Here is a 14,057-nt window from a genome sequence, read left to right on the forward strand (position 1 = left end):
GGCCCTCACTTCGGCGCGATGCCGGCGAAATGCAGCACGCCGGCCACCACGATCACCATCACCAGCGACAGCGGCAGGAACACCTTCCAGCCGAGGCGCATCAGTTGATCGTAGCGGTAGCGCGGCACGATCGCCTTTGCCATCGCGAACAGGAAGAACATGAAGAACAGTTTCAGCGAGAACCAGATGATCCCCGGCACCCAGTTGAAGGGCGGCAGGTCGACCGGCGGCAGCCAGCCTCCGAGGAACAGGATCGTCGCCAGCGCGCACATCGTGACGATCGCGACATACTCGCCGAGCATGAACAGGAGGTACGGCGTCGAGCCGTACTCGACCATGAAGCCGGCGACGAGCTCGGATTCAGCTTCCACGAGGTCGAACGGAGGGCGGTTGGTTTCCGCCAGCGCCGAGACGTAGAACACCACGAACATGGGAAACAGCGGCCAGACATACCAGTTCAGGATGGTCAGCTGCGGCAGCCCGATCAGGCTGGCAAGGCCGCGCGCGTGCTGGGCTTCGACCACGGCCGAGAGATTGAGCGTGCCGGCACAGAGCAGCACGGTGATGATGACGAAGCCGATCGAGACTTCATAGGACACCATCTGCGCCGCCGAGCGCAGCGCGGCGAGGAACGGGTATTTCGAGTTCGACGACCAGCCGGCCATGATGATGCCGTAGATCGACAGCGACGAGATCGCGAAGATGAAGAGAACGCCGACATTGATGTCGGCGATCACCCAGCCGAGGTTGGTCGGGATGACCGCCCAGGCCGCGAGCGCCAGCACGCACGATACCAGCGGGGCCAGCAGGAACACGCCCTTGTTGGCGCCGGCCGGGATGATCGGCTCCTTCAGCACGAACTTGAGCAGGTCCGCGAAGGATTGCAGCAGGCCCCAGGGGCCGACCACGTTCGGGCCGCGCCGGATCTGCACCGCCGCCCAGATCTTGCGGTCGGCGAGCAGGATGTAGGCGATCGCGACCAACAGGACGACGAGCACCAGGACGCTCTCCGCGATCATGATGATCAGCGGCCAGAGGAAGCCGGTCCAGAATGCGCTTTCGAAGAATTCCATCAGCTCACTCCGCTGCGGTCAGCATCTGCCCGGAGGCAAGCCGCGAGCATTCCGCCATCACGGCGGACGCACGCGCGATTGGGTTGGTCAAATAGAAGTCCTCGACAACAGGCTTGAACGGCGCCTTCTCGGGCGAGCCGCCCTTCCCGGCCAGCTTCTTGATCTGGTCGGCCGAGCCGGCCTCGATCTGGTCGAGACGGATCAGGTGCGGCACGGCCTTGAAGATCGCCTGGCGAAGTTGCGCCAGCGAGTCGTAGCCGAGCTTCTTGCCGAGCGCTTCCGACAGCGCGCGGACGATCGCCCAGTCCTCGCGGGCCTCGCCCGGCGGGAACGCGGCGCGGCCCGTCATCTGCACGCGGCCTTCGGTGTTGACGTAGATCGCGGACTTCTCGGTATAGGCTGCCGCCGGCAGGATCACGTCGGCGCGGTGCGCGCCGCGGTCGCCATGGGTGCCGATATAGACGACGAAGGTGCCATCCGGCGCGTTGATCTCGTCGGCGCCGAGCAGGAACAGCAGGTCGAGCGTGCCGAACGTCGTCATCTGCGCGGCGTTCAGCCCGCCGCCGGTCGCGGCGAAACCGATATCGAGCGCACCGACGCGCGAGGCGGTCTCGTGCAGCACGCCAAAGCCGTTCCAACCGTCCTTGACCGCGCCGACATCGAGCGCGAGCTTGGCGGCCGCAGCGAGGATGGCCGCACCGTCGTGACGCGAGGCCGCGCCCCCGCCGACCAGGATGATCGGGTTCTTGGCGTTCTTCAGCACGTCCATGAAGGAATGCTTGCCGGCCGCGAGCTCACCGAGCGTCTCGGTGCCCGCGCCGAGGTGATCGTAATCGTAGGTCAGGTCGGGCTTGGCTCCGATCACGCCGACCTTGAAGCCGCCGGCACGCCAGCGCTTGCGGATGCGGGCGTTGAATACGGCCGCCTCTTTCCGCGGGTTGGCGCCGATGATCAGCAGCGCATCCGCCTGCTCCACGCCGGCCAGCGTGGGGTTGAAGATATATGAGCCGCGGCCGAGCGCGGGATCGAAGGCATCGCCGCCCTGCACCGCCAGATTGGCCGAGCCGAACTTGGCGAGCAGATCCTTCAGCGCGAACATCTCCTCGACACCCGCGAGGTCGCCGGCAATCGCGCCGATGCGCTTGCCGTCGGTGCGCGCCGCCTTGGCGGCAATCGCGGCGAAGGCCTCCTGCCAGCTCGCCGCACGCAGCTTGCCGGCTTCACGGATGTAGGGCCGGTCGAGGCGCTGGGTGCGCAGGCCGTCGACGATGTGGCGTGTCTTGTCGGAGATCCACTCCTCGTTCACAGCCTCGTTGATGCGCGGCAGCACGCGCATCACCTCGCGGCCGCGGGTGTCGACGCGGATCGCCGATCCGACGCCGTCCATGACGTCGATCGACTGGGTCTTGCCGAGCTCCCAGGGGCGCGCCGCGAAAGCATAGGGCTTCGAGGTCAGCGCGCCGACCGGGCAGATGTCGACGAGATTGCCCTGCAACTCCGACGTCAGGGCGTGCTCGAGATAGGTTGTGATCTCCATGTCCTCGCCGCGCCCGGTCGCACCCATTTCAGGGGCGCCGGCGACTTCCGCCGAGAAGCGGACGCAGCGCGTGCACTGGATGCAGCGGTTCATCGAGGTCTTGACCAGCGCGCCGAGATATTTGTCCTCGACCGCGCGCTTGTTCTCGGCGAAGCGGCTGGTGTCGACACCATAGCCCATCGCCTGGTCCTGCAGATCGCACTCGCCGCCCTGGTCGCAGATCGGGCAATCCAGGGGGTGGTTGATCAGAAGGAATTCCATCACGCCTTCGCGTGCCTTCTTCACCATCGGCGAACGCGTCGAGATCTCCGGCGGCTCGCCCTTCGGGCCCGGACGGCAGTCGCGCACGCCCCAGGCGCAGCTTGCGACCGGCTTCGGGCCGCCCTTCACCTCGACGAGGCACATCCGGCAATTGCCGGCGATCGACAGCCGCTCGTGATAGCAGAAGCGCGGAATCTCGGCGCCTGCCGCCTCGCACGCCTGAAGCAGCGTGTACTCGGCGGGCACATCGATCTCTTTGCCGTCGATGATGAGCTTGGTCATGTCTCTTACTCCGCCGCGACCATGTTCACGGGATCGCGGACGCCGATATCGTCAATGTCGGACTTGTGGGAATACTCGTCGATGCGCGCTTCGATCTCGTGACGGAAATGCGCGATCAGGCCCTGGATCGGCCAGGCCGCCGCGTCGCCGAGCGCGCAGATGGTGTGGCCTTCGACCTGCTTGGTCACCTCCAACAGCATGTCGATCTCGCGCTTGTGGGCGCGCCCTTCGGCCATGCGGGTGAGCACGCGCCACATCCAGCCGGTGCCCTCGCGGCACGGCGTGCACTGGCCGCAGCTCTCATGCTTGTAGAAATAGGAGATACGGGCGATGGCGCGGATCAGGTCGGTGGACTTGTCCATCACGATCACGGCCGCGGTGCCGAGGCCCGAGCGCAGCTTGCTCAAGGAGTCGAAATCCATGGGCGTGTCGATGATCTGCTCGGCCGGCACCATGCGCACCGACGAGCCGCCGGGGATCACGGCCTTGAGGTTGTCCCAGCCGCCGCGGATGCCGCCGCAATGCTTTTCGATCAGCTCACGGAACGGAATGCCCATGGCCTCTTCGACGTTGCAGGGCCGCTCGACATGGCCGGAGATGCAGAAGAGTTTCGTGCCGACATTGTTCGGACGGCCGATGCCGGCGAACCAGGCGGCGCCGCGGCGCAGGATGTCGGGCGCAACCGCGATGGACTCGACGTTGTTGACGGTGGTCGGGCAGCCGAACAGGCCGACGTTGGCCGGGAACGGCGGCTTCAGCCGCGGCTGGCCCTTCTTGCCTTCGAGGCTTTCGAGCAGCGCGGTCTCCTCGCCGCAGATATAGGCGCCGGCGCCGTGCGCGACGTAGATGTCGAACGGCCAGCCGTTGACGTTGTCCTTGCCGACCAGCTTGGCTTCATAGGCCTGGTCGATCGCGGCCTGGAGATGCTCGCGCTCCCGGATGAACTCGCCGCGGACATAGATGTAGCAGGCATGCGCGTTCATCGCGCAGCTCGCGATCAGGCAGCCTTCGATCAAGAGATGCGGATCGTGCCGCATGATCTCGCGATCCTTGCAGGTGCCGGGCTCGGACTCGTCGGCGTTGACCACGAGATAGCTCGGCCGCCCGTCGGTCGATTCCTTCGGCATGAAGGACCATTTCAGACCGGTCGGGAAGCCGGCGCCGCCGCGGCCGCGCAGGCCCGACGCCTTCATCTCGTTGATGATCCAGTCGCGGCCCTTGTCGATGATGTTCTTGGTGCCATCCCAGGCGCCGCGACGCCGCGCACCCTCGAGCCCCCAATCGTGGAGGCCGTAGAGGTTCTTGAAGATGCGGTCCTTGTCCTCGAGCATATCAGTGCTTTCCGATCAACGAATGGTCTGCTTGTAGGCAAGTGCGGCGGCGCAGACGGCGAAAGTCAGCGCCCAGAGCAGACTGGATTCCAGCGAGGCGTTCAGGCTGAAGCGCTGCAGCAGGAAAATGAAGGTGGCCGCCACGGCGGCGTGCATCGCGATGAAGCCCCATCTCTTCATGGCACCGTTCCCCTGCAGGGCTGGCTGCGAGAGATCACGCATCAGGTGATCTCCTTCAGCGTGGTCGGCCCGGTGATTGGCGCCGAGAACTGGCGGCCGTTCTGCGGACCGGGCTTGGGCGGATTACCCGATGCGAAACCGTCGAGAACCTTGCCGAAGCTTTCCTTGGTCAGGTCCTCATAGGTGTCCTTGCCGATCAGCACCATCGGCGCGTTCACGCAGGCACCGAGGCACTCGACCTCTTCCCAGCTGAAATTGCCGTCCTTGGACAGATGGAAGGGCTCGTGATGGATGCGGTGCTCGCAGACGTGGATCAGATCCTCTGCGCCGCGCAGCCGGCACGGCGTGGTGCCGCAGACCTGGACGTGGGCCTTCTTGCCGACGGGGGCGAGCTGGAACATCGTGTAGAAGGTCGCGACTTCCAGCACGCGGATATAGGGCATGTCGAGCATGTCGGCGATGACGCGGATCGCGGCTTCCGAGACCCAGCCCTCGTGCTGCTCCTGCGCGCGCCAGAGGATCGCGATGACCGCAGAGGCCTGCCGGCCGGCCGGATATTTCGCGATCTGCTGCTTGGCGAACGCGAGGTTCTCCTCCGTGAACGCGAAGCTCGCGGGCTGGACTTCCTTCGGTGCTAATCGGCGAACGGACATCTCTTCTATCTCTCACTGCATGCGGCGCGCGGTTTTGGCATTCAGGGCTTCGATCCTGTCCTGCCAAAATGCGCTTGCGGTGCCGAAAACGTTGTAGCCGACATGGGTCGAGACCTTGATGCGGTCGAGGATCGACAGCTCGGTCACGGTCTCCATGCGGTTGCTGCGCGGATCGAACACGATCAGCTTCAGCGGGGTCTGCTCGAGGATGAAGCGCGACACGGAGTGATTGCGGTCGCTGCCGTGCTCTTCGCACATGATGACGCTGTCGGCTTCGAGCAGCCGTGCGCCGCCCTTGATCGCCTCGATCTCGACGCCCTCGACGTCGAGCTTGATCAGGTACTTGCCGGTAGCTGCGATCTTGCCGTCCTCGATCAGATTGTCGAGCGAGATGACCGGCACGTCCTCACCGCCTGCCGACGGATCGCCGGCGATGCTGAAGGCCTCGTGCTTGGTGCCGGACAGCCGCGCCGTGCCACGCGATGCACCGATCGCACACTTCATGGTCTCGAAGCGATTGCCGTTGACGCGAGCGTTGTTGGCGAGCTTCGGATAGTTCTGCCCCGACGGCTCGATCGCGATCGCCTTGTGCGAACCGAACGGCTTGCTCGAGACCAGCACCGACCAGTAGCCGTAATTGGCGCCGCAATCGAGCAGCGTATAGTCGACGTCGATGCTATCGGCGAACAGGACCTCGAGCTCGTCTTCGTAATTGTAGGAGCGGTTGAGCAGCTTGCTCCAATAGCCGTCGCCATAGGGGAATTCGAACACGGCGTCGGGATTGAGCCTGATCGCGATGTTGCGCTCGGGCAGCGTCTTCCGCAGCAAATTCGCGCAGGCGATGTAGCCCATATGCGAGAAGTGCGAGGAGATCTTCGATCCCGTCACCAGCGCCAAGGCAGCAGTCCGCTCCCACAGGTTGGCCCCTTCCAGGGCCCCCGAGGCGCGGTCGAACTGGATTGGCGCCTGCTGCCCCATCACCGATCGACCTCTCCGAACACGATGTCGAGCGAGCCGAGGATGGCCGAGACGTCGGCGAGCAGATGGCCGCGGCAGATGTGGTCCATCGCCTGCAGATGCGCAAAGCCGGGCGCGCGGATCTTGCACTTGTAGGGCTTGTTGGTGCCGTCCGAGATCAGATAGACGCCGAACTCGCCCTTGGGCGCCTCGACCGCGGCATAGACTTCGCCGGCCGGCACGTGAACGCCCTCGGTGTAGAGCTTGAAGTGATGGATCAGCGCTTCCATCGAGCGCTTCATCTCGCCGCGTCGCGGCGGCGCGACCTTGTTGTCTTCGACGACGACGGGGCCCTTGCCGTCGGCCGCGTTCAGCTTCTGGATGCACTGCTTCATGATGCGCACGGACTGGCGCATCTCTTCCATGCGGATCAGATAGCGGTCGTAGCAGTCGCCGTTCTTGCCGATCGGAATGTCGAAATCCATTTCGGCGTAGCACTCATAGGGCTGCGACTTGCGCAGGTCCCAGGCCGCGCCCGAGCCGCGCACCATCACGCCGGAGAAGCCCCACTCCCAGGCTTCCTTCAGCGGCACCACGCCGATATCGACGTTGCGCTGCTTGAAGATGCGGTTGGCGGTGAGCAGCCGGTCGAGGTCGTCCACGACCTTCAGGAACGGATCGCACCAGGCCTCGATGTCGTCGACCAGCTTCTGCGGCAGATCCTGATGCACGCCGCCGACGCGGAAGTAAGCCGCGTGCATACGGCTGCCCGAGGCGCGCTCGTAGAACACCATCAGCTTTTCGCGCTCTTCGAAACCCCACAGCGGCGGGGTCAGCGCGCCGACGTCCATCGCCTGCGTGGTGACGTTGAGCAGGTGCGAGAGGATGCGGCCGATCTCGCAATAAAGCACGCGGATCAGCTGGCCGCGGCGCGGCACCTCGATGCCAAGCAGCTTCTCGGCGGCGAGACAGAAGGCGTGCTCCTGGTTCATCGGCGCGACGTAGTCGAGCCGGTCGAAATAAGGGATCGCCTGCAGGTAGGTCTTCTGCTCGATCAGCTTTTCGGTGCCGCGGTGAAGCAGGCCGATATGCGGGTCGACGCGCGCGACGACTTCGCCGTCGAGCTCCAGCACCAGGCGCAACACGCCGTGCGCCGCCGGATGCTGCGGTCCGAAATTGATGGTGAAGTTGCGAAGCTGTTCGGGTTGCTCGTTCATGATCAGACCTTCGGCCCCGCTTTTTCATCTCCCGGAAGGACCGGATAGTCCGCGCCTTCCCACGGCGAGAGGAAATCGAACTTGCGGAATTCCTGGTTGAGCCTGACGGGCTCGTACACCACCCGCTTCTCCTGGTCGTCGTAGCGGACCTCGACGAAACCGGTGGTCGGGAAATCCTTGCGCAGCGGATGCCCCTCGAAGCCGTAATCGGTGAGGATGCGGCGCATGTCGGGATGGCCGACGAAGAACACGCCGTAGAGGTCGTAGGCCTCGCGCTCGAACCAGTCGGCGCCCGGGAACACCTCGATCAGCGACGGCACCTGGGTCGTCTCGTCGGCCTGGGCCTTGAGCCGGATGCGCGCGTTCAAGGTCGGGGACAGGAAGTGATAGATCACGTCGAAACGCTTTTCGCGCGACGGATAGTCCGCGGCCGTGATGTCGGTGAAGTTGACGAAGCGGCAGTTCGGATCGTCGCGGAGGTACTTGACCACCTCGACGATCTTGCTGGCCTCGACATCAACCGTCAGCTGGTTGAAGGCCACCGAATGACCGGTGGCGGCGCCCGGAAGCGCGCTAACGATCGTCTGCCCCAGGGCGTCGAGCTTGGCGTCGTCCATGACGTAAAACCTTAGCGTTCGATGGTGCCGGTGCGCCGGATCTTCTTCTGCAGCAGCAGCACGCCGTACAGCAGCGCTTCCGCCGTGGGCGGGCAGCCCGGCACGTAGATGTCGATCGGCACGATGCGGTCGCAGCCCCGCACGACCGAGTAGGAATAGTGATAATAGCCGCCGCCATTGGCGCAGGAGCCCATCGAGATGACGTAGCGCGGCTCGGGCATCTGGTCGTAGACCTTGCGCAGCGCGGGCGCCATCTTGTTGGTCAGCGTACCCGCGACGATCATCACGTCGGACTGGCGCGGCGAGGCACGTGGGGCGAAGCCGAAGCGCTCGACGTCGTAGCGCGGCATCGACACCTGCATCATCTCGACGGCGCAGCAGGCGAGACCGAAGGTCATCCACATCAACGAGCCGGTACGGGCCCAGGTGATGAGGTCGTCGGTCGCGGCCACGAAGAAGCCCTTGTCGGACAGCTCGGAGTTGACCTCGAGGAAGAACGGATCATTGGCCCCGACCGGCCGGCCGGTCGAGGGATCCAGGATGCCCTTGGGGGCCGGCGCGATCGCCGGACCAGCGGGCGATGCAGGGTTCAATCCCATTCCAGTGCTCCCTTCTTCCATTCATAGGCGAACCCGATCGTCAGCACGCCGAGGAACACCACCATGGACCAGAAGCCGGTCGCGCCAAGCTTGCCGAACGCCACCGCCCAGGGAAACAGGAACGCCACTTCGAGGTCGAAGATGATGAAGAGGATGGCGACCAGGTAGAAGCGGACGTCGAACTTCATGCGTGCGTCGTCGAAGGCGTTGAAACCGCACTCATAGGCCGACAGCTTTTCCGGATCCGGCTGCTGGAACGCCACGATGAAGGGCGCGATCAGCAGCACCAGGCCGATGAGGCCCGCGACCGCTATGAAGACGACGAGTGGAAGATAGTTCTGCAGAATGCCGCTCATTGGCGAGCCCTTTTTCCCGCAGCCTCGGGACAGCCACGGATTCGTCCGATTTGGAATTGTTCTGAGCCTTAGCGCAGTGCACCAATGGGCGCAAGACACGCTCTTTTCAGGCCCTTTGCCGCTCCCAGAACGGTGAAAATCCCGGAATCACCCCGCGCTGGTATGGAGCAGATCGGCAGGGCCAGCAAGGGCGGCCACCGGTTTTGCAGGGCGGCAGTCCGGGGATTGCGGCATACGGGCTGCGGTAGCGCTTTGCCGTGCATCGTCCGAGAAAAATGCTTGGTTTCGAGTGCGGCAGCGCACCCAAACCGAGGGCTGGGAGCCCAACTGTCGCCCCGGTGACATATTGGCTGCCCCGTGTCTGGGAGCCGCGATGCCGGATCGCCGAAAATGGTCGCGATCGCGCGCAGGACAGTTGCAGCAAAGACACCTATCCACAGGCGCAAATGATCAGACGAGCCATGCGTGACGGCGGGACCGGACCCGCCTTCCGCGAAAGCTGCCGCGTCCTGCCATATATTTCGCAGTCCGGCGGGCCGCGAGCGCGGCGCCGGCGACGTGCATGGCCGTCGCGCGCGCCGCGCCCGGATGAGCTTCAGGCCGGGGGGGCATAGCCGGGAGCTCATCGATCCCGTGTGGAAGAGCGGCGGCACCAGATGTCGCCGCCCTCCCCGATCCTCACCATTTGTAGGAGACGCTGGCCGTGACGCGCCTTCGGTCGCCGTAGAAGCAGGAGGTCGGGAACGAACAGCTCGCGACATAGATCTTGTCGGTCAGGTTGATGACGTTGAGGGCGGTGCGCCAGTTCTGCCATTCGTAATGCAGCGCGAGATCGCCGAGCACCACCGCGGGAACCTCGAGGGTGTTGGCGGGATCAGCCCAGGACGAGCCGATATAGCGCACGCCGCCGCCGAAACCGAAGCCTTCGAGCGGCCCGTCCTTGAAGGTGTAGTCGGCCCAGCCGGAGACCAGGAGCTGAGGCGTGTTGGTCGGCGTCTTGCCGACCAGCGACGGATCGAGATCCCGGCTGTTGAAGAGATGATAGGCGGTGAAGGCGCCGATCAGCTTGAGTTCCTTGGTGGCGTTGGCCACCGCTTCGAGCTCGATGCCGCGCGAGGTTACCTCGCCGGTCTGGTTCAGCAGGATCGGCGTGCCCGCGGTCGTCGCGACGTTCTGGCGCTTCAGGTCGAACACCGAAGCCGTGAAATAGCCGTCAAAGCCCTTCGGCGAGACCTTCACGCCGATCTCGGTCTGCTGCCCGGTCTCGGGGAGGAAGAGTTGGTTGCTGGCGTTTAGACCGACGACCGGATTGTAGCTCGTCGCATAGGAGACATAGGGCGCGATGCCGTTGTCGAAATTGTAGATCAGCCCGGCCCGCCCGCTGAACTTGCTGTCGCTACGGCTGGCGACGTTGGCCCCGGTATCGCGCGCGTCCTGAATCGTCTCGACCCAATCATTGCGGCCGCTCAAGACCAGCGTGAAGTTGCCGAGCTTCATCTGATCCTGAAGATAGGTGCCCGCCTGCTTCTGCGTGATCAGGAAGTTGCGGAACGGCGCGCCCGTCAGCGGAATGTTGAGACCGTAGACGGGATTGAAGACGTTGACCGATGGGACGGTGCCGAAATTGAAATTCTGGTAGTCGTCGATCTGATAGCCTTTCAGATCCACCCCGAACAGCATCGTGTGCCGCACCGGCCCCGTGTTGAAGCGATACTCCAGCTGGTTGTCGAGATTGGCCTGGTTCGCGGTGTTCTTCGCGTACCAATTATATCGCCCCATCGTGGCGGTGTTGATGTTGTCCCAGCCGTTACCGATGTAGCCGCGATAAGTCAGGTCGATATGCGCGAACCGTGCATTCTGCCGGAACGTGAGGTCGTCGGTGAGATTGCGTTCGAACTGATAGCCGAGCATCTCCTGCTCGCGCGTGAACTTGTCGACGCTGGGATCACCGACGAAGAAGCTGGTCGGGATCTTGCCGAACGGCGCGTTCGTCACCGTGCCCTGGTAGGGCAGGAAGTTGATGCCTCTCGTGTCGGTCTTCGAGGCCGATGCGAGAACCGTGAAGCTGGTGTCGGCATCCGGCCTCCACGTGAAGGACGGCGCGATGAAATAATTATTGTCCGGCGTGAAGTCGACCTGCGTGCCCCCATTCCTGATCTCACCAACGGCACGATAGAACAGCTTGCCATCCCGGGGCTGCGTCGCGACCGGTCCGCCGACGTCGAAGCCGACATAGGCGTTGCCGAAATTGTTGACGCCGGTCTCGATGTAGCGGATCGGCTCGGTGGGCGGCATCTTGCTGATGACGTTGACGATGCCGCTCGGGCTCGATCCGCCATAGAGCACGGCGGACGGGCCGCGCAGCACCTCGACGCGCTCCATGTTGGACGGCGGCAGCCGCCAGCTCGCATAGGAGGTATAGAACAGCTGCATGCCGTCGAGGAACAGTCCGATGTCGTCGGACTTGAAGCCGCGGATCAGCCACCAATCGTTGCGCGTGTCGGCGCCGAAGGTCCCTGCCCGCACGCCGGCGGTATAGCGCAAGACCTCGTCGAGCTTGTTCGGCTTCTGGTCGCGGATCTGCTCGGCGCCGATGACGGACACCGATTGCGGTGTCTCCATGATCGGCGTGTTGGTCTTGGTGCCGGACGAGCTGCGGCCGGCGACGTAGCCGTTCACAGGGCCACGCGGCGTCTCGACGAAGCCGACATTGCGCTGCGGCTGCGGCTTGCTTCGATTGGCGGTCTGCACCGAACTCGGCGCGCGACGCTGCGGCGTTGTGGCCGCACGGCGGCGAGATTCCGGTGCAGTGACGGTCACCGACGGCAGGCTCGTTGCGCCGCTCGGCGCGGATGATTGTGCAAGCGATGCCTGCGGCACCAAGACCAAAGCGGATGCGGTCGCCAACACGGCCGATCGCAGCATTCCAAGACTGTTCAACGCGCCACCCCGAAACTGCATGTTCGATGCGCCATGCCGTCTGTCCCCGGACGGCACGCGCTCGAGGGCGACGCTTATGTGAGGGCGCGAAAATTCCCTAATTGAAAAGGTCTTAGAAGGGCTCTTATAAGCGATCCAACATATCGAGGGATCGGCGCGAGATCAGCGTGAGCTCTTCTCGCTCTCGAGCATGTCGGCAGCGATCGCCGTGAGCTGATCGACCTGCCCCAGCAGCGTGCGGAACTCGGCTTCGCTCAAATGTTCCAGCAGGCGCCGGTTGCGCTCCTGCGCCCCTTCGACGATCGCATCATGCGCGGCAAGGCCGGTGGCGGTCAGCGAGATCAGCACCTCGCGGCTGTCTCTGGGATTGGCCGATTTCGCGATCAGCTTGCGTGAGAGCAGATTGGCCAGTGCGCGGCTGATCTGCCCCTTGTCCTGGCCGACGGCCTCGGCGAGCCGCGCCACGCTCATCGGCGGCCGGCGGCCGAGCGAGGCGACCAGACCAAACTCGACCGAGGACAATCCGGTGAGACGCTTGTAGCGCAGGATCGCGCCACGCTTGAGCAGGTTGGCAAGCACCATCAGTCGTGACGACAGCATCACTGTGATCGGGGCTGACGGTTCGCTCTCGTCCGCCGCGGGCGACGTCTCCCCGCCGCTGCTCTCGCTCTGGCTCATGATCCACCTCTGCCAAGAAAGCCGGGACCTGCCAAGCGCCGGCCAGCTCATCAGATGCGACTAAGAGGCATTTGGAAATATCGTTGACATTGTCATCGAATTATTTTTCACTGGCCGCAAGACGCCCAAAAAGGGCCCGGCCAGCACGGCCCACAGCGGGAGGACCAGCATGACGATCACCCAGCGGGATCGCGATCTCGGCACGGCCTATGCGATGAAGCCGGCGCACACCCGCACCGAGCTGACCTCGGTCGTCCGCGGCACGCCGATGGGTGAGCTGCTGCGCCGCTACTGGCACCCGGTCGGGCTCGTCGGTGACGCCACCGACACACCGAAAAAGGTGCGCGCATTGGGCGAGGATCTCGTGCTGTTTCGCGACAAGCAGGGCCGCGCCGGCCTCTTGCACGCCCGCTGCTGCCACCGCGGCACCACGCTCTATTACGGCAAGGTCGAGGAGGACGGCATCCGCTGCTGCTATCACGGTTGGAAATTCGACACCGAAGGCCATTGCCTGGAGCAGCCCTGCGAGCCCGAGGGCGCTCCGTACAAGGACAAGGTGCGCCAGCCCTGGTATCCGGTCGAGGAGCGCTACGGCCTGATCTTCGCCTATATGGGCCCGGCCGAGAAACGCCCGGTGCTGCCGGCTTACGAATGTCTCGAGCAGATGGACGATGGCGAGTTCGTCGAGGCCGACGATTCCTCGATCGGCGGCGGCGGCCCCGCCATCATCCCCTGCAACTGGCTGCAGCATTTCGAGAACGTGGTCGATCCCTATCACGTGCCGGTGCTGCACGGCTCGTTCTCGGGACCGCAATTCACCAACATGATGGCCTCGATCCCGGAGGTGAAGTTCGACAAGACACCGCGCGGCATCGCCGTGCGCTCGATCCGCAAGCAGGACGACGGCAAGGTGTTCTATCGCGTCACCGAAGCCGCCCTCCCCACGTTGCGCGTCGTGCCGAACCCGCGCGTGGCGCAATTCGCCCGCGTCGAGTCGATCGGCTGGACGCTGCCGATCGACGACACCTCGTTCCGCATCTATGTCGCCGGCCGCGTCAAGACCTCCGGCGACATCGGCCGGATGCGCTCGAAGTTCAACGGCAAGTTCTGGTGGGACATGACCGAGCAGGAGCACCAGCAATTCCCGGGCGACTACGAAGCCCAGGTCGGCCAGGGCGAGGTGACGATTCATTCCGAGGAGCATTTCGGCCAGAGCGACCGCGGCATCCTGATGATCCGGCGCATGCTGAGCGACCAGCTCGACGCGCTCGCCGCGGGTAGCGATCCGATCGGCGTCTCGTTCGATGCGAGCGCGCCGCCGGTCGAATTCGAAGCGGGGAATTACATCCGCGAAGGCTGAGTTGCAGCCGATCAGG

At 64.4% G+C, this 14,057-nt stretch carries 13 protein-coding genes; 1 reads left to right on the forward strand and 12 read right to left on the reverse strand.

Annotated features, from left to right (window positions below; translation table 11 throughout):
• Window positions 1-5: 5 nt before the first annotated feature.
• The 12 genes from nuoH to SE92_RS05235 form a co-directional block, all read right to left on the reverse strand.
• Window positions 6-1,073: an NADH-quinone oxidoreductase subunit NuoH gene (nuoH, locus tag SE92_RS05180; protein WP_157095141.1), complete on the reverse strand. Its 1,068-nt coding sequence runs from the start codon at window positions 1,071-1,073 to the stop codon at window positions 6-8.
• Between the two features lie 4 nt (window positions 1,074-1,077).
• A complete protein-coding gene (gene nuoG / locus SE92_RS05185; RefSeq protein ID WP_063194769.1) occupies window positions 1,078-3,153 on the reverse strand; it encodes an NADH-quinone oxidoreductase subunit NuoG in 2,076 nt (691 codons plus the stop codon).
• Between the two features lie 5 nt (window positions 3,154-3,158).
• A complete protein-coding gene (gene nuoF, locus SE92_RS05190; RefSeq protein ID WP_063194770.1) occupies window positions 3,159-4,484 on the reverse strand; it encodes an NADH-quinone oxidoreductase subunit NuoF in 1,326 nt (441 codons plus the stop codon).
• 15 nt (window positions 4,485-4,499) lie between these two features.
• Window positions 4,500-4,706, reverse strand: coding sequence for a hypothetical protein (locus SE92_RS05195; RefSeq protein WP_063194771.1), 207 nt, complete (start codon window positions 4,704-4,706; stop codon window positions 4,500-4,502).
• On the reverse strand, window positions 4,706-5,317 hold the full coding sequence (gene nuoE, locus SE92_RS05200) for an NADH-quinone oxidoreductase subunit NuoE (RefSeq protein ID WP_063194772.1): 612 nt from the start codon (window positions 5,315-5,317) through the stop codon (window positions 4,706-4,708). Before nuoE ends, SE92_RS05195 begins: the two co-directional genes overlap by 1 nt.
• A gap of 12 nt (window positions 5,318-5,329) precedes the next feature.
• The gene (locus SE92_RS05205) at window positions 5,330-6,295 is read right to left on the reverse strand and encodes an FkbM family methyltransferase (protein WP_063194773.1); all 966 of its coding nucleotides are present in this window, start codon (window positions 6,293-6,295) and stop codon (window positions 5,330-5,332) included.
• Window positions 6,295-7,491 carry an NADH-quinone oxidoreductase subunit D gene (locus SE92_RS05210; RefSeq protein ID WP_063194774.1) on the reverse strand — a complete coding sequence of 399 codons (1,197 nt, stop codon included), beginning with the start codon at window positions 7,489-7,491 and terminating at the stop codon, window positions 6,295-6,297. Before SE92_RS05210 ends, SE92_RS05205 begins: the two co-directional genes overlap by 1 nt.
• 2 nt (window positions 7,492-7,493) lie before the next feature.
• Window positions 7,494-8,108: an NADH-quinone oxidoreductase subunit C gene (locus SE92_RS05215; RefSeq protein ID WP_063194775.1), complete on the reverse strand. Its 615-nt coding sequence runs from the start codon at window positions 8,106-8,108 to the stop codon at window positions 7,494-7,496.
• 11 nt (window positions 8,109-8,119) lie between these two features.
• A complete protein-coding gene (locus tag SE92_RS05220; RefSeq protein WP_063194776.1) occupies window positions 8,120-8,707 on the reverse strand; it encodes a NuoB/complex I 20 kDa subunit family protein in 588 nt (195 codons plus the stop codon).
• Window positions 8,698-9,063 carry an NADH-quinone oxidoreductase subunit A gene (locus SE92_RS05225; RefSeq protein ID WP_063194777.1) on the reverse strand — a complete coding sequence of 122 codons (366 nt, stop codon included), beginning with the start codon at window positions 9,061-9,063 and terminating at the stop codon, window positions 8,698-8,700. Before SE92_RS05225 ends, SE92_RS05220 begins: the two co-directional genes overlap by 10 nt.
• Window positions 9,064-9,741: 678 nt before the next feature.
• A complete protein-coding gene (locus tag SE92_RS05230) occupies window positions 9,742-11,988 on the reverse strand; it encodes a TonB-dependent siderophore receptor (RefSeq protein ID WP_063194778.1) in 2,247 nt (748 codons plus the stop codon).
• Window positions 11,989-12,165: 177 nt separating this feature from the next.
• Entirely contained in the window at window positions 12,166-12,681 is a 516-nt protein-coding gene (locus SE92_RS05235) for a MarR family winged helix-turn-helix transcriptional regulator (RefSeq protein ID WP_063194779.1), read from the reverse strand.
• Window positions 12,682-12,850: 169 nt separating this feature from the next.
• On the opposite strand from SE92_RS05235, the gene SE92_RS05240 reads away from it, so the two are divergent.
• Complete coding sequence (locus SE92_RS05240) at window positions 12,851-14,041, forward strand: aromatic ring-hydroxylating dioxygenase subunit alpha (protein WP_063194780.1); 1,191 nt, start codon at window positions 12,851-12,853, stop codon at window positions 14,039-14,041.
• The last annotated feature ends 16 nt before the right edge of the window (window positions 14,042-14,057 follow it).

Source organism: Bradyrhizobium sp. AT1 (assembly GCF_001590795.1).
GTDB lineage: Bacteria > Pseudomonadota > Alphaproteobacteria > Rhizobiales > Xanthobacteraceae > Bradyrhizobium.

What these genes read in the sequence shown, in the direction of transcription:
- nuoH (WP_157095141.1), bottom strand. Translation starts at nt 1,073, where the DNA reads ATGGAATTCTTCGAAAGCGCATTCTGGACCGGCTTCCTCTGGCCGCTG.
- nuoG (WP_063194769.1), bottom strand. Translation starts at nt 3,153, where the DNA reads ATGACCAAGCTCATCATCGACGGCAAAGAGATCGATGTGCCCGCCGAG.
- nuoF (WP_063194770.1), bottom strand. Translation starts at nt 4,484, where the DNA reads ATGCTCGAGGACAAGGACCGCATCTTCAAGAACCTCTACGGCCTCCAC.
- SE92_RS05195 (WP_063194771.1), bottom strand. Translation starts at nt 4,706, where the DNA reads ATGCGTGATCTCTCGCAGCCAGCCCTGCAGGGGAACGGTGCCATGAAG.
- nuoE (WP_063194772.1), bottom strand. Translation starts at nt 5,317, where the DNA reads ATGTCCGTTCGCCGATTAGCACCGAAGGAAGTCCAGCCCGCGAGCTTC.
- SE92_RS05205 (WP_063194773.1), bottom strand. Translation starts at nt 6,295, where the DNA reads ATGGGGCAGCAGGCGCCAATCCAGTTCGACCGCGCCTCGGGGGCCCTG.
- SE92_RS05210 (WP_063194774.1), bottom strand. Translation starts at nt 7,491, where the DNA reads ATGAACGAGCAACCCGAACAGCTTCGCAACTTCACCATCAATTTCGGA.
- SE92_RS05215 (WP_063194775.1), bottom strand. Translation starts at nt 8,108, where the DNA reads ATGGACGACGCCAAGCTCGACGCCCTGGGGCAGACGATCGTTAGCGCG.
- SE92_RS05220 (WP_063194776.1), bottom strand. Translation starts at nt 8,707, where the DNA reads ATGGGATTGAACCCTGCATCGCCCGCTGGTCCGGCGATCGCGCCGGCC.
- SE92_RS05225 (WP_063194777.1), bottom strand. Translation starts at nt 9,063, where the DNA reads ATGAGCGGCATTCTGCAGAACTATCTTCCACTCGTCGTCTTCATAGCG.
- SE92_RS05230 (WP_063194778.1), bottom strand. Translation starts at nt 11,988, where the DNA reads ATGCTGCGATCGGCCGTGTTGGCGACCGCATCCGCTTTGGTCTTGGTG.
- SE92_RS05235 (WP_063194779.1), bottom strand. Translation starts at nt 12,681, where the DNA reads ATGAGCCAGAGCGAGAGCAGCGGCGGGGAGACGTCGCCCGCGGCGGAC.
- SE92_RS05240 (WP_063194780.1), top strand. Translation starts at nt 12,851, where the DNA reads ATGACGATCACCCAGCGGGATCGCGATCTCGGCACGGCCTATGCGATG.